Source organism: Bacillota bacterium, assembly GCA_009711825.1.
GTDB lineage: Bacteria > Bacillota > Proteinivoracia > UBA4975 > VEMY01 > VEMY01.
Map to the genome: position 1 here is coordinate 83,507 of VEMY01000026.1, position 20,072 is coordinate 103,578.

Sequence of the window (20,072 nt, forward strand, 5' to 3'; positions counted from 1 at the left end):
GGGGAGGTGTAACATGTCTAGGAAAACGAGAATTATCATTTATCTGGCAGTCATCTTATGTGTGTCTTTGTTTCTGCCGGCTGTCGGTGAGGCCCAGGAGGGCAGTGTGCAAATAGTCCGCTTGGATGGAGAAGTGGATAATTACCTGCCCACTTATTTGCAACGCGCTTTTGAGTCGGCGGAAAATGCCGGAGCTGAGGCGATTATCCTGGAAATTACCACACCTGGCGGCTTTGTGCTGGCAGCGTTTGATATCGGCGATGTTATAATCCAGACTGGCATACCCGTCTATGCGTATGTACGCACGTACGCTCTTTCAGCCGGTGGTTACATAGCCCTGGCCTGTGATGAGCTTTATATGAATGCCGGCAGCACCATGGGGTCGATTATGCCCGTTACTGGCGAAGGTGCGCCTGCTGACGAGAAGACTTTTTCTGCTGTTGAGAAGGCGGTTCGTTCGGCTGCAGAGCGTAACGGCCGCGATCCTGAAATTGCCTCGGCGATGGTTCGGCCTGAAAAACAGATTGATGGTATCGTGGGTCGCGGAGAGCTGTTGACCCTTACTTCTCAAGAGGCATATGATTTGGGATATACCGAGGCAATTGTCAATAGCCGTACGGAGGTTCTTGAGGAAGTGGGCCTTGCTGGTAGAGAAACTATCGAATATCAGCCCTCCCGGGCCGATGGAATTGCCCGCTGGCTGACCGGACCATTAATTAGTCCGCTTCTGTTATCGGTGGCGATTGCCGCATTGTTCATTGAGCTATTCACCGCCGGTTTTGGAGTCGCCGGTTCTATCTCGGTGGCAGCATTTGCCCTTTATTTCGGTGGTCATCTTGTTGCCGGGTTTGCACACTGGGAACATATTGCCGTGTTTCTGCTGGGCATAGTGTTTTTGGCGGCAGAAATCTTTATCGCCGGATTCGGCGTCTTAGGTATAGTTGGTCTGGTTGCTGTGGCCTTTAGTATCATTCTCTCAGCGGAAACTGTGGAGCAGGGCTTTAAAACTTTGGGCTGGGCGACACTGTTTGCCGTGGTGATTATTGCCGTCGCCTTCCGGTTTTTGAGGCGTAGCACCCTGTGGCAACGCCTGGTGCTCAGTTCCTCTGAGTCTAAAGAGGAAGGATATGTGGGGCCTAAGGATATTACATCACATATTGGCATGGAGGGTGTAACTGTTACCCCCTTAAGGCCAAGCGGCACGGTTGAGCTCAGTAATGGCGAACGGATTGATGCAATTACCCAAGGCTCATATATCCCTCGGGACACCGTAATTTTTGTCAGCGGTTATTCCGGCGCGGAAGTTGTGGTATTTGAAAAGAAAGAGTAACTGGTTGTAATTGTGCTTTTGCACAGCAATAAAAAATTTAAGATTTGGAAGGGAGATTGTTATGGGTCCAGAAATAGCGTTTGTGTTTGTTGCGATTGTTCTCGGGATACTTGTACTTTCGCTGCTCTTTAGCTTTATCCCGGTTGGTCTCTGGATTAGCGCCTGGGCGGCAGGAGTTCGTGTCGGCCTGCCAACTCTTATTGGTATGCGTCTGCGGAGGGTTATCCCTGCGCGGATAATCGCGCCGATGATTAAGGCTACCAAGGCTGGACTGACTGTCAGTATCGACAAGCTTGAAGGACATTACCTGGCTGGTGGGAATGTGGACCGGGTGATTAACGCATTGATTGCCTCCCAGCGGGCAAATATCGAACTGGGTTTTGAACGGGCTGCTGCTATCGATCTTGCAGGCCGTGACGTGCTCACCGCTGTCCAGATGAGCGTCAACCCTAAGGTTATTGAAACCCCAATCGTTGCCGCTGTGGCCAAGGATGGCATTGAAGTCAAGGCCAAAGCCCGGGTTACTGTGCGGGCCAATATCGATCGTTTGGTTGGTGGCGCCGGCGAAGAAACGATTATCGCACGAGTTGGCGAAGGTATTGTCACCACCATCGGTTCTGCTAGCACCCATAAGCAAGTGCTGGAGAATCCTGATTTAATTTCCAAAAACGTACTTGATCGTTCTTTGGATGCTGGAACCGCGTTTCAGATCCTTTCCATCGATATTGCCGATGTCGATGTAGGCAAGAATATTGGTGCCCAGCTGCAAACCGATCAGGCGGAAGCCGACAAGCGGATCGCCCAAGCAAAGGCAGAAGAGCGCCGTGCAATGGCTGTAGCTAAGGAGCAGGAGATGAAGGCATCTGTCCAGGAAATGCGCGCGAAAGTTGTGGAAGCCGAGGCAGAGGTTCCGAAAGCCCTTTCCACCGCGTTGCGTGAAGGTAAGCTGGGTGCCCTCGATTACTACAACCTACAAAATGTAGTGGCTGATACCCAGATGCGGGATTCCATAGGTAAGTCCGGTAAGGGCGGTTCCAACGACAAAGGTAACAAGTAGGAAACTAAAATGGAAATACTTATTCTGTTTGCCATCGGCATTATCTGGATGGTAATTAAGTCCCTGAACCAGGAACCACCTAAACAGCCCCAGCGGACACCGGTGCGGCCCCTGGTAGAAATGCCGGAGGCGACCGAAGCAGAGCTCCGTGGTGCGCAAACAGCTCCAAAACCAAAAGTTGATTTGCGTCAGGAAGAAGCGCCATTGATGGTGGAAGATTTAGATGATGATCAAGATGGCGGCCCTTGGGTGCTGGATACACAGGATGTGGTTAACGGTATTATCATGGCCGAAATTCTAGGCAAACCACGTTCTAGAAATCCCCACAGATTGATGAGCCGGAGAAACTAATCTCCGGCTTTTTTCTGCGTTTTTTATGTGCTACCAGTGTTTTCGCAGGCATAGTTTTTTACAAGAGGTGAATGCCTGTGAGTAAAAAAGTGAAAAAAAAGATGGCTGATGTATTTGAGTTTCCGCCTGATGTAGTTATGGATTTGCATCGGATTACAGTCATTGGAAATATCCAGGTTTATGTGGAAAACCATCGGGGAATCACCCTGTATACGGACACTGCTGTTAAGATTAGCGTCAATGGCGGCGAAGTTGTGATCAAGGGAAACGGACTACGCTTGCGCACTGTATACAGTGATGATATTTACGTGGAAGGCACAATTACTGAAATAAACCTGGAAGGACTCGATGGACAATGATAGGCCGAAAATTTCTCGGTTGGTTAGTTGGTTATGTCCGGGTACGCAGTCAAACTCCTTTTCCGGAAAAGATGGTGAATATTCTCGTCGCTAACGATATCGGTATGTGGGATATCATCGTCGGTGATGGTTGGTTGGAGTTCAGTACCGATGTTTTCAGCTACCGAAAATCCTGGGGTCTGCATCATAAAACGGGAAGTTCGCTGGAAGTGCTTTGGCGCGGCGGGCTCTATATCTGGTTGCGGACTTTACGTCGCCGCAAATTGCTGATTGCTGGTTTTTTTTGTTTTTGGCTCTTGGTCTATTGGCTGGCTGGGTTCGTGTGGACTCTTGAAATTAGCGGCCTTGAAACTATCAAAGAGGATGAATTTCTAGAATTTGTAGAAGAGCACGGTTTATACCGGGGCAGTCTACATCGCCGGCTGGATTTTGATACGTTGGAATCCGGAATAATTATAGAATTTCCCCAAATTGCGTGGGCAGCCGTCGAAAGGCAGGGGACTTATGTTAAAATAACAGTAGTGGAGAAGGAGCCGGTTCCCAAGGAGATAGATACTCCCATTGACATAGTTGCTGCTTATGATGGTATAATATCGGCAATAATGGTACTTCAGGGCAGGCCCTTGGTTGAGCCGGGCATGACAGTCGTTGTCGGCGATGTCTTGATAGCTGGATACCGGGAGGGCGAGAATGTAGTTCATGCCTCCGGCAATGTTAAAGCAACTGTTTACCTTGAGGGTTATGGCGAGTGCGCGCTCGCAGAAACAGAGTTTATCCCCACAGGTAATACCCAGGTGCAAAAATTTATTGAATTTGGTGAACGTCGTCTACTGATTTCCGGGCGCAAGCCCAAATATGAACTATATAATACTGAAGAATCAAGCACAGATATTCGCTGGAATAGTTGGCTGCCGGTGCAGTTGGTTGAGCGCACATACACGGAGATTGAAGCGGTAACCACAGAATATTCACCCGAAGAGGCCAGAAGATTGGCAGAGGAACGGGCCTTGATATCCCTTCACCTGCAAACCTACACTGATGCGGAGCTATTGAAAAAAGAGATTAAGGATATTACGCTTGAACACGAAGATATTTTTCGTGTAAAAGTATACCTCGAGCTGGAGGTTAATATTGGCATTGAAGATGGCCATGAAGGAGGCAATTGATTGGCGGAATTCAGTTGTGTGGTAAAGCTAACAGATAATGTCGAGCTGGCAAAATTAATGGGAAACCAGGATAAAAATTTGGAGATATTCATTAATAATTTTGGCATTCGAGCCAATGTTCGCGATGAGGGTTTGGTGCTTTCCGGACCTAAAGAACAATGTGAACAGGCAAAGGAACTGGTAGTTCAGATATTGGAAATAATCCGCTCTGGTCATTCTCCCACTTATGATGAAATAGCATATATGGTTAAAAATTATCGCCGCAGCCCCGCCGATTACCGCCAGTTTTACCGGGATGTAATAATCACCACTCCCCGCGGCAAAAAAATCTATGCCAAAACCATGGGACAGTACCGCTATATTAAAGCGATCCAAAAAAACGAAATGGTTTTTGGCATTGGACCGGCTGGTACCGGCAAGACTTATTTGGGCGTTGCCATGGCTGTAAGGGCACTGAAGGAGAAGCAAATAAGTAAAATTATCCTAACCCGACCAGCAATCGAAGCAGGCGAACGCTTGGGCTTTTTGCCCGGCGATTTGCAGGACAAGGTCGATCCTTATCTGCGCCCGTTATATGACGCTTTGTTAGAATTTTTAGGCCTCGATGTCTATCAAAAGTTTATGGAAAAGGGTATTATTGAGGTGGCGCCCCTGGCGTATATGCGTGGCCGGACTCTAAATGATGCGTTTATCATACTTGACGAAGCGCAAAACACCACACCGGAACAAATGAAAATGTTTCTGACCCGCTTTGGCTTTGGTTCAAAAGCAATAATTACCGGTGATATCACACAGATTGACCTGCCTGGGGACAAGGTTTCCGGTTTGCGCCAGGTAGTAGGTATTTTAAGCGGTATCGACGGTATTGGCGTTATTAATTTGGATCAGGCCGATGTTGTCAGACATAGACTGGTGGGTGAAATTGTCCGGGCGTATGCTGAGTATGCCGAAAAAATGAGGTGAGCACGTGAAAAACATTTTAAATAAGATTCCCCATATTGGCAAAATTCATGGGCTGACCCACACACGCTCCTATAGATTTGTGCAGGCAGTTTTGCTATGCATCCTTATATTCATGGCTGTTGTCGTTGGGATTTTACCTGCCCAGCATGCTTTGGAGGAAGGGCAGATTGCGTCGGAAACTATTTTCGCTCCCCGGGAGGTTATCGATCAAACAGCCACGAGAAATGCCCGCCAGGAAGCGGAGAATGCTGTTGAGGACCAATATGAACGGGATCCCCGCATCGTTGATGAAGTGGCGGAAACGGTTACTGCTTTATTGTCTTTTGTATATGACTTGGAGCGGGAGCCGATTGAAGAACCTGGAGAAACTGAAACGGGAGTGGATGACGGCGCTGATGATCAGGACGGCGATTTAGAGTCAGAGCCGGAACCCGACATCGATGGAATGGTTGCGGCAATCAAAGAATTTGACCCGACTGTGGACGAGCATACTGCTGTGGCGCTGTTGACACTAGAACTGCCGGAACTGCAGCAGATTATTCTCAATGTAGAAGCACTGATACTTGAGGAAATGCGCTTTGAGGTTACCGAAAACAACCGTGAGCACCATTTGAATAACCTGATTGCTGAGTTTAACAGACTGGATGTAGAACCGGCAATTATTGGATTCTTAAACGACAAGTTGAGGGCAGAATTTCGGCCCAATTGGGTGTTCTCGCCTGAAAAAACCGCTGAGGCCCGCAGGGAGGCCTGGGAAAGTGTTGATGAAATAGTTATTCGCAGGGGAGAAAAAATACTTGACCAGGGCGAGGTGGTAACCTCGACCCATATTCATCAACTCCAGGCTTTGGGGCTGCTTCAGGGGTCGGTCGCCTATGGATATTACGCTGGTTTGGCAGGGATAATTTTCTTTATTTTTGCTGTCTGGGCATATTATCTATACAGACTTTACCCCAAGGTGTACGAAAACGCTTCGTCAGTCTTGCTGTTGGGGCTAATTATCATAGTCACGATTATTCTGGCAAATGTCTCAATTAATTTGTTGGAGCAACCCCTGATTATGCCGGTGACGATGGCGGCAATGCTGATTACAATTCTCTTTGACGTAAATCTGGGTGTGTTTTTCGGCGTTTCGCTATCTCTGATAATCGGGCTAATGACTGGAGGCGAATTCAATTCAGTATTGCTCGCACTGGTTGGTGGTATCGTTGCCGCATTCAGCGTGACAAATGTTAATCAACGCTCCGACTTAACCCGGGCCGGATTGATTGTTGCCGGGGCCAACTTTGTGCTAATATCCGGTGTGTTTTTGCTTGGTGAAGGTATTTCAGTGTCTATGCCTTCACTTCAGCGCGTGTTGATTGAAATGCTTATGGGTGTGGGCGGTGGTATTTTGGCTTCAATCTTTGCCATTGGCCTTTTGCCGATTTTCGAAAACACCTTCGGTATAACAACCTCGGTGCGCTTACTTGAGTTGGCAAATCCCAACCAAAAACCTTTGAAACGTCTATTATTAGAAGCGCCGGGAACTTATCATCACAGCATTCTTGTCGGCAACCTGGCGGAAGCGGCAGCCGAAGTGGTAAATGCTGACCCGATCCTGGCCCGGGTCGGCGCCTATTACCATGATTTGGGCAAATTGTCCCGGCCGTATTTTTTCATCGAAAACCAATTTTCCGGCGACAACCCCCATGATAAGATTCCCCCCAGCCTGAGCAGCATGATTCTGACGGCCCATGTTAAAAATGGAGTGGAGCTGGCAAATCAATACAAGTTACCACCGGTAATCCGGGACATTATTCAGCAGCATCATGGCGACAGTCTCATCGGATATTTCTATCACCGGGCTTTGGCAGAGCGTACCGGCAAGGATCAATTGCTGGAGGAAAAATTCCGCTATGAGGGACCGCGTCCCCAGTTTAAAGAAGCAGGAATTATTATGCTTGCAGATTCGGTTGAAGCTGCGGTCCGTTCATTGTCCCAGCCCAATCAGTTTCGGATTGCCAATCTGGTGAAGAAGATTATCAATGATAAGTTGGCGGACGGACAATTGGATGATTGCGATTTAACACTGCGGGAGCTTAACCTTATTGGGGACGCCTTTGTCCGCAATTTGGCCGGTTCGCATCATAAACGAATTGCCTATCCGACAGAACAAGAACTGGCAAATGCCAGCTCATAAAAGGACAGTGAAGAAATGAATCTGGATTTATTTATCGACCATGATGATTTATCGGAGCAAGAACAGGCGCTGATTGCCGATGTTATCAACCGGGCTCGGGTGATTGCTGACAATGATCCGGAGCTCTGTGGCACCAGTACGGTAAATGTCATCATAACCAGCGCAGACTTTATACGTTCGTTGAACAGAGATTACCGGCAAAAAGACTCGGTGACCGATGTGCTGAGCTTTCCTTTGGAGGAAGCTGGCATGTTGGGAGAAGTATATATTTGCTGGCAACGGACAACTGAACAAGCAGCAGAGTATGGATACTCGCTAAAACGCGAGCTCTCTTGGTTAGTAATCCACGGCCTGCTACATTTGATTGGTTATAAGCATGGCAATGAACCCAATCGCCAAATGCGAGTGCGGGAAGAGGAGTTACTGACCAAGATGGATGCAGGGAGGTAGTTGCCGATGCGTGCCAAAACCTTATGGCAGAGCTTCTACTACGCTTGGCAGGGTTTTCAGTATGCGTTGCGCACAGAACGTAACTTTCGTGTGCACATCCTCTCGGTAATCTTATTGGCCGCAATTATCTTCTGGCTGGATATCCCAGCTGTCGAAGCTGTCCTTTTGTTTGCGGCGGCTTTTGCCGTTTTGATTTGCGAGTTGTTTAACACGGCCATCGAGAAAACTATTGACCTGTATACAACGCGCATTCATCCACTGGCGAAAATCGCCAAAAATTGTGCCGCCGCTGCCGTTTTGCTTTCTGCTATATTTGCGCTGATTGCTGCTCTATTCATAATTCTGCCCCGAATAATTGATTTTGTGAGGTGATGCCTGATGACTGACCGGTGGCAAAAGAAATGTCTTAATGGATTGCTGATAGTCTTAAGTTTGACAATCTGCCTTTCGGTTGTACAAGTACTGGCTGCCTTTGACATCATTAGTTTTAGCACCAAAGAGTTGCGGATTGTGCAAAATTATGCCCAGGGTTTGGTTGAAGCAAATTTGGACGCTGCAACTGAGCTGGGGATATCTGTCGACGATCCGCCCATCGCCTGGCCGGCCGTGAACATCCGAAACATGATCGATAATGCAACCACTCCCGAGGAAGTTTACGACATCATAATGACCGAGATGAATGAACTTGAACGGCGGATTTGGGAACATGCAGATTACTCCCTTGCCCAAGATTTGAAATATATTATTGGTCAAGACCCCAACCATGAGGAACTGGAATCATTCCCCCATGAAATTCACATCAGTTTTTCCGGTGATAATTATGTGGAAATTGAAGGCGGAGAGCACCTGTCGCCTGAAACGCAAGAACAGTTAATGAACTATAAAATCCCTGAAGCCTTGCGTTTACAGACTGTAGCGGTGGTCATTGATCTCGTTGACGGCTTGCCTGTAACCGCGGCCAGGGAACCGGCTCTCGATGTGGGCTCGATTGTCCAGTTGGAGAACCAGTATAAGTTTCTTGAGCAAGAACTTCATCAGCTGCGGGCGCAGGCCGGTCATGCTGAACTTACCGGTCCCGGTCTCACTATATACCTCGATGATGCAGAGTTTCCCATCGATTCAACCGAGTGGTTTCATGCCGAAGATTTTTACGAAATTGTCCATACATTGTTTGCAAATGGCGCCAAGGGAATTACAGTTGGTGGCAAACGACTGATAGCTTCAAGTTCTATACGCTGTGTCGGCGCTTTGGTGTATGTAAATAATGAGGCAATTGCAGGAAAGCCATGGGTGATTGTCGCTGTTGGCGATTCTGACGCAATGCTTGCAGCTCTGTCGCCTTTGTTTGATTACTTAACTGAGCAACGAGGCCTCCGGGTTGAGGTGATGGAAGAAGAAGAAATTCATCTGCCTGCCTACCGGCGTCGTCAATGAGAGGGGTGAGCAAATTGCCTAAACGCACACTCACTATAATTGCTGTCCTGGCAGGTTTGATATTTATCCTCAATGTGGTTGTATTCTATAATCAATCGGATATTCGGGATTTGCGCTCGCAACCGCCGCTGGACACCTCTAAGGATTTTGCCAATCAGTTGGTGGAAAGCATGCGCAATCTTGCTACTGATTTGGGCGTAGAAGAGCGGGGTGCGGTTAAACAGGCCCTGGCTAAGCTCCATTATGATGTTTATTTGGCCAGGAGTCGTACAGAACTCGCCCAGCTTGTACAGCATGACGCCGCTGAAGTCAGGAATATTATCAGTTCTGAGTACATCAGGAGCAACGGTGAACAAGTGATGACCATATTAAACGAAGCCCCGGAAATCCAGGCGGTTGGTTCTAAAACGGTGCTGACTCTGGAGCCGCTGCCCGATGGTGGTTTGGCAGCCCGTGATTCCAACCGGCTTACCGATGCAACTGTCGCGCAATTGGCCGAGGTCCCAACCCTATTCAGCCACGACTATTTCCGCAATCTATTTGACAGTTTTTATGACCAGTCAGTGATTAATATTGAGATAGAAAATGGCACAGCCCGTATAATCCAACCCGAGTCCGATTATGATAGTGTTGCTTACTGGGAGCGGGAAATTCAGGCTCTCCGTAACGAATATAACCGTACTGCCCAATTGGCCGGCTATGGTGAACTATCCGGGGCAGGCATAGAGTTTCGGATTCGGCCTGCACAGGGCATTCAGGCTGAGGATGTGCGAAATTTAGTGGGTGAGATTTTTGATGCTGAAGCCCTGGGGGTTACAATTGACGGAAAGCGGATGACTGCAACCAGTTTTATCATCGACGGCGATAATGGCATTATCGTCGATGGTTCTCGTATCCGTACCAATCCTCTTGTTATCCAGGCAGTGGGGGATTACGACACTATAAACTCTGCTGTATTCCTGCTCTTTGACCAGATTTGGCTCCCTGGACAGTTCGAAATTGAGGCTGAACCCAGAGAAAACTTAACTCTGCCCGCAAAAACACGTTAGGAGGGAAGCTAGGTGACGAAAGGGGACTATCATCAACGTCTGGTTGGGGCAGCGCTCAAGGCCAGGGAACAGGCCTACGTGCCTTACTCTATGTATCGTGTGGGGGCGGCTGTGCTTACCCGTAGCGGAAAAATATACAGCGGTTGCAATATCGAAAATTCTTCGTACGGCCTTACTGTCTGTGCAGAACGAACGGCAATTTTTAAAGCAATCTCTGAGGGGGAACAGGAGTTTAAGGCAATAGCCGTTGCCGTTGATACAGAGCAGCCGGCGACGCCCTGTGGCGCCTGCCGACAGGTCATGAGTGAGTTTTTTACCGACAATACGGAAATTATATTGATAAATACAGCTGGCCACGGCGATATCACCACCATTTCCCAGCTGTTGCCAGCTGCGTTTACACCCAGGAACTTGAATGAAAGGTAGGTGGAATTATTAAAACAGGTTTTGTCGCAGTTGTTGGTGCTCCCAATGCAGGAAAGTCGACCTTGATTAATGCGCTTTTACAAGAACCGTTTTTGATTACTTCGGAAAAGCATCAGACAACCCGTAAACATGTTCGTTGTATTCTCACTGGTTCCGACTACCAGATAATCTTTGTCGATACTCCCGGGACCCAGGTGCCCAAAAACAAGTTGGGCGAATACATGGCCGCTGAAATCGGGAGGGCCGCTGAAGACGCAGACTTGGTTTTGGTTATTATCGATGCGACCAAGGCGGACAAACAATCCTGGCTTGAATTCAGCGCCAAGATTCCCCATGTTCTGGTTTTGAACAAGATTGATTTGTTGGAGCAGGATGTTGTGATTGAACTTTTAAGCCGGTTTGAGACCGAAGGGAAATTTGAGGCGGTTGTGCCCGTGTCTGCAAGCGAAGCGGTTAACATGGATAAGCTGATTGATACACTGAAGATGTTGCTGCCAGAGGGCGAGATGCTCTACCCGGAAGATCAATTACTGGATACAGACCTGCGGTTTGTGGCGTCAGAGGTTATTCGCGAGCAAGCGCTGAAACTCTTAAATGATGAAGTCCCCCACGGGGTGGCTGTCGAGATAGAGCAGTTCAGGGAGTCGGATGCTGAAGCCAAGATTCAGGCCAGTATCATTGTCGAAAAAGAATCCCATAAGCCAATTGTTATTGGCCGGGGAGGGCAAATGCTGGGCCGCATCGGCAAATCCGCTCGCATGAAGCTTACAGAATTACTTAATGTACCCGTGCACCTGAAACTGTTTGTAAAGGTTCGAAAAAATTGGCGTAAAGACCCTGTTCAACTGAAAGCGTTGGGCTATAAGTAATGCGCCTGCAGAAACAGAAAGGGCTTGTGGTCCATGTTTTTGGCTTTGGCGAGGCAGACTTAATTGTCTGGTTATTTACAGAATCCGGCAACATGCTTCGTTTTGTTGCCAAAGGCGCCCGGAAAACCAAGAGCCGCTTCAGCGCTCCAGTCCAACAATTTGTTTATGGTGAGTATGTATTATATTATGGCAAGGGTTTACCCTACCTGCGCCAGGCAGATATCAGCCGTTCTTTTCGTAATCTTCGCAACGATTTGCAGAAATGCACGGCAAGTTTCGCGATTTTAGAATTATGTCGATTACTTGTGGCTGAAGAAGCAGGAGAGGAAAGTGCATTTAAGCTCGCCAAGGATTATCTTGAGCTACTAGATTCTAACCCCTGGTCGGCGATGGTGTTTGAGGGATGCCGGTTGCAGTTTTTAGCCAGCCTGGGGTATGGACTTGATTTTTCTGTTTGTGCTCGATGTTATCAGTCACTGGCCCAGGGGAGCTTATGCCCCGATTCCGGTGGCGTTATTTGCCCAGAGTGTCGCGGGCAAGGTGAGCACCTGCTCTGGATAAGGTCAGACATACTCAACATACTGCGCCGACTTAGCGGCACTGAGCTGAATAAACTTGACAAGCTTTCTGTTACTGACCAGCAAGCCCGGGAGTGCTCCGGGATTGTTGATACTCTTATATTTTCCCTTACAGAGGGAAAGACTAAAATGCAGTCATTCCGGAATCAGATTTTATATCCTGTTTGCGACGACTGCCCATAACCTCCACCCTTCGACAGAGGTTGAAGGGTTTTACTGTTAATTCCTGTAATTAAGGGGAGATATATTTTGCAGCTCCAAAGTAACTTGTTGATTGAACTCTCTTTTGACGGTTTGGGGTACCGGCGGGTTCCCAAGGCCGCGGAACTTCTATTTGAAGCTGTTAAACAGAGTATGCTTAAGCATGAAATCGAGTACAGCCGCTCCGAACTTTATTTCAGTGTGCGAAGAATTGTCGTCTGGCTAAACAGCGGTGAACCGGAGGAGCAGATTATCTCCCAGTCTACTATCGAAATTGCCTTGGGGGACGCCTTGAACCAGTTTAAACGCTGCCTTTCCGACTGTTGGGAGCAAGTAGTTAATGTTCTCGCTCTTTATGGCGACGAATTGCTGGCTGTCAGGCTTAGCGATTTTGAAGTTGCAAACTGGACTCCGGATAACACCGGTCAGTTACTCGAGATAACAAGTGTTGAAAGCTACTGGGCTCTTATGGAGAGCCAGGGTGTTTTGATAGATAATCGAGAACGGGAAGATTATCTGCGTAAGCTTCTGGCTGAAGGTGCAGCAGAATTGGGTGGTGAAATCAGTGCAGAATCGCTATTAAATGAAGTTTTGATATCTGTAGAAAAGCCTGAGGTGATCAAGGTTACTTTCCCTCAGCAACACCTCCAGTTTCCCGAGCAGCTGCTGCGAATTGTACTTCTGGATAATAACGTGTTTCCTTTGTACAGGGATGGAGAATTAATCTGTCGGGGTCTAGTGGTTGTGGACGCTGACACTGTGGATGATGAACGCTTCCAGGCCCTGCTTGACAAGAGCTTGGCACATATTGCCAATATTTATCACAGGGATCTTAATCTCAAACCGGCGGTCAGAGAACAAATGTTACGGGCAACAGCTTATAAGACCGGCTTGGGCAGCTTATGGGATAAACAGAAACGGATTTTAAAACAAAGCATTACAATTATCGACTTGTTGGATGCCGGCAAGCAGGTGGAAGAAGTGGCAGAAAAAGCTGCACGTATCTGTAAAGCAGATACTGTCACCCAGGTCTGCAAACATTTCCCGCAAATGCAGGGGCATATGGGAGAACAACTGGCTATCCATTTGGGTGAGCCTGATGTTGTTGGCGTTGCAATCCGGGAACACTTGTGTCCGGGCACCTACTGCTCCAAATTGCCGCATACTTTGGTTGGAGCTGTGTTGGGCATTGCCGACCGACTCGATGATATCTGCGGTTACTACCATCTAGATGAGTTGAGTTTTTCCCGCTATCGGGAGGTAAAGCAGTTATTTGACCAGATAATCCAGATTGTCGACAGCGTTGCCCTCGATTTATCGCTGGCCCGTTTGCTACGTTTTTCTTTGTCTCTTTATGAATCTCAGGGGCTTGTTCCCTGGCAGCGTAAAGACCTTGACAAATTGTTAAAGATATTTCTTGAACGCTTGGGTGCATATCTTCGACAGCAAAATTATGGGGAAAAGAGCATCCGTGCGCTACTGGCAGTTAGGCCGACCAATGTCTATACAGCAATAGAAAGAGTGAAATTGCTTGATTCAGGTGAAGAAAGGGATTTGGTGGATGATTGTATAGCTGTGGCCGCTATGGTGGAAAAAAACTGTCCCAGAGGCTATAATTATGAAGAGTCAGCCCGGGAATTTTTGGAGACAAGCGCTGAAAAGGACTTGTTTGAATTGCTTCTGGTTCTCAAAGATGAGGTAGAATCAGAACTTGAGCAACGCAAATTCCGACAGGCACTGGCTGGATTAGCCAGGTTGAAAAATCCGCTGGCCCGATTCACTGAAAGTGTCCATCTAGATTTCGATGATATGCCTGTTACCATGAACCGCCTGGGGCTGTTGAGCGAAATCAGAGAGTTGTTATGGGAATTTGCCGATTTTACAAAACTGGAACCTACGGAGGTGTAAAATATGCCTGAACCCGGTATCGTTCAAATTTATACTGGTAACAGCAAAGGCAAGACGACGGCTGCCATAGGACAAACTATCCGCGCAATCGGGCACGGTTGGCGCGCAGCGTTTATTCAGTTTATGAAGGGCAGTAGTTACTATGGAGAGCTTACAACATTGACGAAGTTGGCGCCGGCTGTTGAGGTTTGGCAATATGGACGCATATGTTCCCATAATGCATTGATTAAGCAAGGAGAAAGCGATTGCCTGGCCTGTGGTCAATGTTTTGTCGAGAAAGGCAAAGCGACTGATTTTGACCACTTTTACTCAAAGAAAGCTGTGGAGCGTAGCCTCAACATAGTCGGCGGTGGCGAGTTCCAATTAGTTGTTCTGGATGAAATCCTTAATGCTGTTTACTTTGAATTGGTAACTGAAGCCACCGTCCATGAAATCATTGATAAAAAACCAGCCTCGGTGGAGCTGATTCTCACGGGTCGAAACCTGACTGATTCGATTGCAGAGCGGGCACAGTTAATTACCGAAATGAAACAGGTGCGACACCCTTATGAAGTTGGCATTCCGGCCAGAAGAGGGATTGAATATTAATGAATGAGCAGTTCCTTGACCGGGTGGAAGGTCTGGCAATCCGTGCTGTGCTTGGATTACTATTGCTGCTGGTCATTTTTCAGTACGTTTTGAGCGTGCCTGCATGCGCTCGCAACCTTATATTGTTGGAGAAGTTTGAGGGGACTGATTATGTGTGGATGGAATGATAAGTGGGGCAATTAGGGGCGCCACGGCGCCGGTGGAAAATACTCGTCAGAGTATCGCCACTGCCGCGGTGGAACTGGTAAGTCAGATCTGCCTCAGAAATCAGCTGCAAAGCGCTGATATTGTATACATAATGTTTTCCGCAACCCAGGATTTGGACGCCGCATACCCTGCCGAGGCGGTTAGGGCTGTCGGCTTTCAGCAGGTTCCTATGTTTTGTGTCCAGGAAATGCATGTAGTAAATTCACTGGCCGCCTGCCTCCGAGTTTTGGTAGTCACAAACAAGCCAGGGGAGTACCGGCCTCAGCATGTTTACTTGGGTGCAGCCCAGGGGTTGCGTCCGGATCTGGTGGAGGAATAAGCAATGAGCAGATACATGTATGAAAAACACTATCCTGGTCACAAGTCGGTATTTAAGCTCAATGATATTGCCATTGGCGAAGACTTTGTCATTGCAGCCGGACCTTGCGCCGTTGAGAGTGAACAGCAGTTGAAGGCGGTAATAAACCAAATTTACCCCTATGTCCATGTGGTCAGGGGAGGCCTATTTAAGGCGAGAACCTCTCCCCACGCTTTTAGCGGTGTCGGCAGCAGCGGAATTGATTGGTTGACAGAGGTCAGCCAAAAATATGACAAGCCCGTGGTTGTTGAGGCTCTTGATAGAGAACAATTAGCGCTATTGGCTCCCAAAATAGATATCATTCAGATTGGCGCCCGTAACATGTATAATTACCCTTTGTTGGCGGCGGCTGCGGCCACAGAACGGATTATCTTGCTTAAGCGGCACTTTGCAGCCACTGTGGACGAGTTATTGTTGGCTGCCGAGCATATACTCACCCAGGGTAATCCCAATGTCATTCTTTGTGAACGTGGAATCAGGACATTTGAAACAAGGACTCGTAATTGCCTCGATTTGGGCGCGGTTGCAGCTTTGAAGCAATTAACGCATTTGCCGATTTTTGTGGACCCTTCCCATGCCGCCGGCGATGCCAGTCTTGTCCCCCCATTATGCCGTGCTGCTGTGGCCGCCGGCGCAGACGGGTTATTGCTTGAGGTGCATCAGGCGCCTGCCAAGGCGCTGTCGGATGGCCCCCAATCGCTGACCCCCAGCCAACTGAAGCAGATATGTGTTGACGTTAATGCAATCCTGTCTGGAGTTTTTTGCAGGGATTCAAGAATTAACGTCGAATTTTAAAGGGTAGGACAAATGGAGGTTGGCAATGAGGACAAATAAAATTTCTGTTGTATTTGACGGACCGGCGGGGGTGGGCAAGAGCACTATTGCCAAAACCCTGGCTTACCGGTTAAACTTTCAATATATCGATACCGGGGCTATGTACCGGACAGCCACACTATTGGCGTTGGAGCATAGTTTGCCCCTGGAAGCGGACAGTGAACGTGCTATCGTCGATTTGGTTACAGCATATATGTTCCGGTTTGTGCCTGATTGCACAGGCAGCTTTCGCACCTATTATGGCGGGCGTGATGTCAGTGAGCTTATTCGCAGCGAAGCAGTTTCCGCCGGAGTATCACTGGTGGCCAAGCTGCCAGGCGTGCGCAACGCGCTTACTGAAATCCAGCGGCAATTGGCTGCCGAAAGTGATGTTGTAATGGAAGGTCGGGATATAGGCACAGTGGTTCTGCCCCACGCGAGATATAAGTTTTTTCTCACTGCTTCCGCGGATAAACGTGCGGAGCGACGCTATTTAGAATTGAAGCAAACATCTGAGGAAGTAAGTTTGGAGGCAGTCCGAACAAATATCTTAACCCGGGACCATCTTGACAGCACCAGGGCTGTGGCGCCGCTTTCTATTCCCGAGGATGCAATTGTGATTGACACCACCGAACTGACTATTCCCGAGGTTCTGGATAAAGTGCTTTCTGTGGTGAATAAGTGCTAGTTTTGCCAAATGCCCGAATTTGTTATATAATCTTAGTTAGTTTCAGACATGGAGAATTGTAAAAATGAAGGTAATTATTTCAGAGTATGCAGGTTTTTGCCCGGGAGTAAAACGGGCGCTAAAAAAAGCAGAAGACGTCGCCGCGGTAGGCCCGGTGCTGACTCATGGCCCCCTGGTTCATAACACCGATATGCTTGCCCATCTTGAGGCCAAAGGGATAAAGGCCGCGGAGGATTTTCAACAGGGAACAGACACTGTTGTCCTGCGTTCCCATGGAGTGGGGCCTGAGGTCGCCGATGATTTGGCCGCCAAGGGATACAATGTAATTGATGGCACCTGCCCGTATGTGACCCGGATTCATAATCTTGTTCGGGATATTAGTCGACAGGGTAAGCACATAGTTATAATTGGTAAAGATGATCACCCGGAAGTTGAAGGTATAAAGGGTTGGTCAGAATCCAGCCTGACTGTGGTGGATAGTATCGAAGATGCCGAAGGAGCCAGCATCCCTATACCGGCTGCAGCTGTTATTCAAACGACCTACAACCTGGATAAATTAAAGGATATTCTAAAGATTCTTCGCTCCCGTTACCCGGATTTGGACATAATTGATACGATATGTCCAACCACAAAAGATCGCCAACGGGAGGTCGCCCAATTGGCGGCTAAAGTAGATTTGATGTTGGTTATTGGCGGCGCCAACAGTTCTAATACAAGAGAGTTAGTTAACATTTGTTCGCAATCCGGTGTTCCGACACATCATATACAAAACAAATCGCAGCTTGAGCTCAACTGGTTTAATAACATCCAAACCGTTGGCATTGCTGCCGGTGCGTCTACACCGGAATGGATTATAAGGGAGGTAGTTGACGTGGTGAATGAAATTAATAATGATGGCGTTGAAACAAAGGAGGAGACCAGCGAAATTTTGGAACAAGAAACTAAACCGATCGCGGTTGGCGATATAGTAGTTGGCGAGGTTGTTCAGGTGAATCCAGACGAAATCCTGGTCGATGTTGGCTACAAGTTGGAAGGTCTTATCCGTAAAGATGAGCTGTCCTTCCGTCGGGTGGACGACTGCAGCGAATTGGTCGCTGTTGGCGACTCCATCGAAGCGGAAGTGACCAAGCTGTCTGATGATTTACTGGAGATGTCAGCCCGTAAGGTTGCCCAGTCCAAAGCCTGGACCAAGGTCAAAGAGGCTTTCGAAAACCAGACACCCCTTACCGCTCCTGTAGTTGAAGTGGTAAAGGGCGGCCTGATTGTCGACTTGGGGTTGAGAGGGTTTATGCCTGCTTCCTTGGTTGACTTGCGTTTCGTTGAAGACCTCAACCAATTTGTTGGTCAGGAAGTGACCATCTTGGTCATTGAGTTGGAACGCCGACGCAACAAGGTTATTGTCTCCAGGAAGGCGTATCTGCTCAAAGAACTGGAAGAAAAGAAATCCGAGACTCTGGCCAATTTGGAAGAAGGCTCGGTAGTCAAAGGGATCGTCCGCCGACTCACCAATTTTGGCGCATTTGTCGACATTGGCGGTATCGACGGCCTGATTCATATTTCCGAACTGGCCCATAATCGGGTGGAACATCCCAGTGAAGTTCTCTCCGAGAACCAAGAGGTCGACGTCTATGTCCTCAAGGTCGATCCTGAGGAAGAACGGGTATCCTTAAGCCTGAAAGAAACCTTGCCTGATCCCTGGACTCAAATTGGCAAAGAATTTAAAGCCGGGGACGTTGTAGAAGGTAAGGTTGTCCGTCTTGCCGATTTTGGCGCTTTTGTGGAGCTGATTCCCGGCGTCGACGGTCTGGTGCATGTATCCCAGATTTCTGAAGAACATGTGGAGAAACCCGGAGATGTGTTGAGTGTTGGTGAGGATGTTAAGGTTAAAATCCTTGACATTGATACACAGGCAAAGCGGGTAAGTCTCAGCATTCGGGAAGCAACTCGCACCCCGCGTAAACCAGCCAAAGAAGAAAAGTCCCAAGAGCAGGGTTCAATTGGGGTTACTATCGGCGAACGGCTTGGCAATTTGTTTGACCAGTCGGATGAGTAAATTTAGAGCTCAAAGAAAGCATGAACATCTGGCCCTTGCCCTACAAGGGTCCAGATGTTCTTTTGCTACATACTTCGATGACATTCAGCTTCCCCATGATTGTCTGACGACGGTTAACCCCGGTGAGGTTGATCTTTCTGGCAGCCTATGCGGTTATCCGGTTGATGTTCCTTTTTTTATTAACGCGATTACCGGTGGCACCCTGCGCACGATGACTGTCAACATGAATTTGGCTCAGGTCGCCAAGCGCTTCCAAGTACCAATGGCCGTTGGGTCACAAACGGCGGCCTTAGACAATAAACGTATGGAGAAGACATTCCGGATAGTCCGAAAACTCAATCCCCATGGACTAATTATGGCCAATGTCAGCGCCAGTACCCCGCCGGCACTGGCATTGCGAGCGGTAGATATGCTGGATGCCCAGATTTTGCAGCTTCATCTAAACCCTGCTCAGGAGTTTATTATGCCAGAAGGAGACAGGCCTAAATCGGGGTTGCTGAACAATATCGCAGAAATTTGTTCCCGCGCATCGGTTCCTGTTATTGTTAAGGAAGTGGGCTTTGGGATTTTGCCTGCTCAATATAAACAATTGACTACGCTCGGCGTCCAGGGCATCGATATCAGCGGGACAGGCGGGACAAATTTTGCCGTGATCGAGGGCCGACGCAACTGCGGCGATTGGTGGCGGCCGTTTACCAACTGGGGCTATCCCACCCCGGTCTGCGTTGCTCTTTGTGCTCCGCTTAAAACCACGGGGGTCGATTTAGTCGCTTCCGGAGGGATAACCGATGGGTTGAAGAGCTTAAAGCTGCTGGCGTTGGGGGCCGATTCCACAGGAATAGCCGGGCATTATGTGCAGTTGCTCATACGGCAGGGCCCCGAGGCGGCTAATTTGTTTACAGCTAACTTAATCCGCCAGCTGCGAGTGGGGTTAGCATTGATGGGACTAAAATCCATCGGCGAACTGCGCAATCAAAAACCTCATATTGGCGGTAAGCTGGCGGCGCTGCTGGCTTGTTACTCACAAAACAAGGTCTGACGA

Annotated in this window: 21 protein-coding genes; all 21 read left to right on the top strand. The window is 48.4% G+C overall.

Annotated elements, in window-relative coordinates; genetic code table 11:
- The first annotated feature begins 13 nt into the window (after nt 1-13).
- Nucleotides 14-1,330 carry a nodulation protein NfeD gene (locus tag FH749_09180; GenBank protein ID MTI95648.1) on the top strand — a complete coding sequence of 439 codons (1,317 nt, stop codon included), beginning with the start codon at nt 14-16 and terminating at the stop codon, nt 1,328-1,330.
- 61 nt (nt 1,331-1,391) lie between these two features.
- Nucleotides 1,392-2,387, top strand: coding sequence for a UPF0365 family protein (locus FH749_09185; protein ID MTI95649.1), 996 nt, complete (start codon nt 1,392-1,394; stop codon nt 2,385-2,387).
- Between the two features lie 9 nt (nt 2,388-2,396).
- Nucleotides 2,397-2,738, top strand: a complete 342-nt coding sequence (locus FH749_09190; GenBank protein MTI95650.1) for a hypothetical protein — start codon at nt 2,397-2,399, stop codon at nt 2,736-2,738.
- Between the two features lie 71 nt (nt 2,739-2,809).
- Entirely contained in the window at nt 2,810-3,097 is a 288-nt protein-coding gene (yqfC, locus tag FH749_09195; GenBank protein MTI95651.1) for a sporulation protein YqfC, read from the top strand.
- Entirely contained in the window at nt 3,094-4,263 is a 1,170-nt protein-coding gene (locus FH749_09200) for a hypothetical protein (protein MTI95652.1), read from the top strand. Before yqfC ends, FH749_09200 begins: the two co-directional genes overlap by 4 nt.
- A 57-nt stretch (nt 4,264-4,320) precedes the next feature.
- Nucleotides 4,321-5,226, top strand: a complete 906-nt coding sequence (locus tag FH749_09205; GenBank protein MTI95653.1) for a PhoH family protein — start codon at nt 4,321-4,323, stop codon at nt 5,224-5,226.
- A 4-nt stretch (nt 5,227-5,230) separates the two neighbouring features.
- Nucleotides 5,231-7,408, top strand: coding sequence for an HDIG domain-containing protein (locus tag FH749_09210; protein ID MTI95654.1), 2,178 nt, complete (start codon nt 5,231-5,233; stop codon nt 7,406-7,408).
- Nucleotides 7,409-7,423: 15 nt separating this feature from the next.
- Nucleotides 7,424-7,858, top strand: a complete 435-nt coding sequence (gene ybeY / locus FH749_09215) for an rRNA maturation RNase YbeY (protein MTI95655.1) — start codon at nt 7,424-7,426, stop codon at nt 7,856-7,858.
- Between the two features lie 6 nt (nt 7,859-7,864).
- Nucleotides 7,865-8,230 (top strand): diacylglycerol kinase family protein, encoded by a 366-nt coding sequence (locus tag FH749_09220; GenBank protein ID MTI95656.1) that lies wholly within the window; start codon nt 7,865-7,867, stop codon nt 8,228-8,230.
- Between the two features lie 6 nt (nt 8,231-8,236).
- Complete coding sequence (locus FH749_09225) at nt 8,237-9,292, top strand: DUF881 domain-containing protein (protein ID MTI95657.1); 1,056 nt, start codon at nt 8,237-8,239, stop codon at nt 9,290-9,292.
- The gene (locus FH749_09230; GenBank protein MTI95658.1) at nt 9,289-10,341 is read left to right on the top strand and encodes a DUF881 domain-containing protein; all 1,053 of its coding nucleotides are present in this window, start codon (nt 9,289-9,291) and stop codon (nt 10,339-10,341) included. Before FH749_09225 ends, FH749_09230 begins: the two co-directional genes overlap by 4 nt.
- Nucleotides 10,342-10,353: 12 nt before the next feature.
- Nucleotides 10,354-10,767 (top strand): cytidine deaminase, encoded by a 414-nt coding sequence (cdd, locus tag FH749_09235; protein MTI95659.1) that lies wholly within the window; start codon nt 10,354-10,356, stop codon nt 10,765-10,767.
- Nucleotides 10,768-10,772: 5 nt separating this feature from the next.
- Nucleotides 10,773-11,636, top strand: a complete 864-nt coding sequence (locus FH749_09240; protein MTI95660.1) for a GTPase Era — start codon at nt 10,773-10,775, stop codon at nt 11,634-11,636.
- Entirely contained in the window at nt 11,636-12,397 is a 762-nt protein-coding gene (recO, locus tag FH749_09245; GenBank protein MTI95661.1) for a DNA repair protein RecO, read from the top strand. Before FH749_09240 ends, recO begins: the two co-directional genes overlap by 1 nt.
- A 66-nt stretch (nt 12,398-12,463) precedes the next feature.
- Complete coding sequence (locus FH749_09250; GenBank protein MTI95662.1) at nt 12,464-14,323, top strand: glycine--tRNA ligase subunit beta; 1,860 nt, start codon at nt 12,464-12,466, stop codon at nt 14,321-14,323.
- Between the two features lie 3 nt (nt 14,324-14,326).
- Entirely contained in the window at nt 14,327-14,911 is a 585-nt protein-coding gene (locus FH749_09255; protein ID MTI95663.1) for a cob(I)yrinic acid a,c-diamide adenosyltransferase, read from the top strand.
- A 154-nt stretch (nt 14,912-15,065) separates the two neighbouring features.
- Complete coding sequence (aroH, locus tag FH749_09260) at nt 15,066-15,437, top strand: chorismate mutase (protein ID MTI95664.1); 372 nt, start codon at nt 15,066-15,068, stop codon at nt 15,435-15,437.
- Nucleotides 15,438-15,452: 15 nt separating this feature from the next.
- The gene (gene aroF / locus FH749_09265; protein MTI95665.1) at nt 15,453-16,271 is read left to right on the top strand and encodes a 3-deoxy-7-phosphoheptulonate synthase; all 819 of its coding nucleotides are present in this window, start codon (nt 15,453-15,455) and stop codon (nt 16,269-16,271) included.
- A 25-nt stretch (nt 16,272-16,296) separates the two neighbouring features.
- Nucleotides 16,297-16,977, top strand: a complete 681-nt coding sequence (locus FH749_09270) for a (d)CMP kinase (protein MTI95666.1) — start codon at nt 16,297-16,299, stop codon at nt 16,975-16,977.
- Between the two features lie 64 nt (nt 16,978-17,041).
- Nucleotides 17,042-19,030, top strand: coding sequence for a bifunctional 4-hydroxy-3-methylbut-2-enyl diphosphate reductase/30S ribosomal protein S1 (locus FH749_09275; GenBank protein ID MTI95667.1), 1,989 nt, complete (start codon nt 17,042-17,044; stop codon nt 19,028-19,030).
- Nucleotides 19,023-20,069: a type 2 isopentenyl-diphosphate Delta-isomerase gene (locus tag FH749_09280; protein MTI95668.1), complete on the top strand. Its 1,047-nt coding sequence runs from the start codon at nt 19,023-19,025 to the stop codon at nt 20,067-20,069. The genes FH749_09275 and FH749_09280 overlap by 8 nt, the downstream gene beginning before the upstream one ends.
- The last annotated feature ends 3 nt before the right edge of the window (nt 20,070-20,072 follow it).

Bases quoted from the DNA above. Each gene is read 5' to 3' on its own strand.
- FH749_09180 (MTI95648.1), top strand. From the start codon at position 14: ATGTCTAGGAAAACGAGAATTATCATTTATCTGGCAGTCATCTTATGT.
- FH749_09185 (MTI95649.1), top strand. From the start codon at position 1,392: ATGGGTCCAGAAATAGCGTTTGTGTTTGTTGCGATTGTTCTCGGGATA.
- FH749_09190 (MTI95650.1), top strand. From the start codon at position 2,397: ATGGAAATACTTATTCTGTTTGCCATCGGCATTATCTGGATGGTAATT.
- yqfC (MTI95651.1), top strand. From the start codon at position 2,810: ATGCCTGTGAGTAAAAAAGTGAAAAAAAAGATGGCTGATGTATTTGAG.
- FH749_09200 (MTI95652.1), top strand. From the start codon at position 3,094: ATGATAGGCCGAAAATTTCTCGGTTGGTTAGTTGGTTATGTCCGGGTA.
- FH749_09205 (MTI95653.1), top strand. From the start codon at position 4,321: ATGGGAAACCAGGATAAAAATTTGGAGATATTCATTAATAATTTTGGC.
- ybeY (MTI95655.1), top strand. From the start codon at position 7,424: ATGAATCTGGATTTATTTATCGACCATGATGATTTATCGGAGCAAGAA.
- FH749_09220 (MTI95656.1), top strand. From the start codon at position 7,865: ATGCGTGCCAAAACCTTATGGCAGAGCTTCTACTACGCTTGGCAGGGT.
- FH749_09225 (MTI95657.1), top strand. From the start codon at position 8,237: ATGACTGACCGGTGGCAAAAGAAATGTCTTAATGGATTGCTGATAGTC.
- FH749_09230 (MTI95658.1), top strand. From the start codon at position 9,289: ATGAGAGGGGTGAGCAAATTGCCTAAACGCACACTCACTATAATTGCT.
- recO (MTI95661.1), top strand. From the start codon at position 11,636: ATGCGCCTGCAGAAACAGAAAGGGCTTGTGGTCCATGTTTTTGGCTTT.
- FH749_09255 (MTI95663.1), top strand. From the start codon at position 14,327: ATGCCTGAACCCGGTATCGTTCAAATTTATACTGGTAACAGCAAAGGC.
- aroF (MTI95665.1), top strand. From the start codon at position 15,453: ATGTATGAAAAACACTATCCTGGTCACAAGTCGGTATTTAAGCTCAAT.
- FH749_09270 (MTI95666.1), top strand. From the start codon at position 16,297: ATGAGGACAAATAAAATTTCTGTTGTATTTGACGGACCGGCGGGGGTG.
- FH749_09275 (MTI95667.1), top strand. From the start codon at position 17,042: ATGAAGGTAATTATTTCAGAGTATGCAGGTTTTTGCCCGGGAGTAAAA.
- FH749_09280 (MTI95668.1), top strand. From the start codon at position 19,023: ATGAGTAAATTTAGAGCTCAAAGAAAGCATGAACATCTGGCCCTTGCC.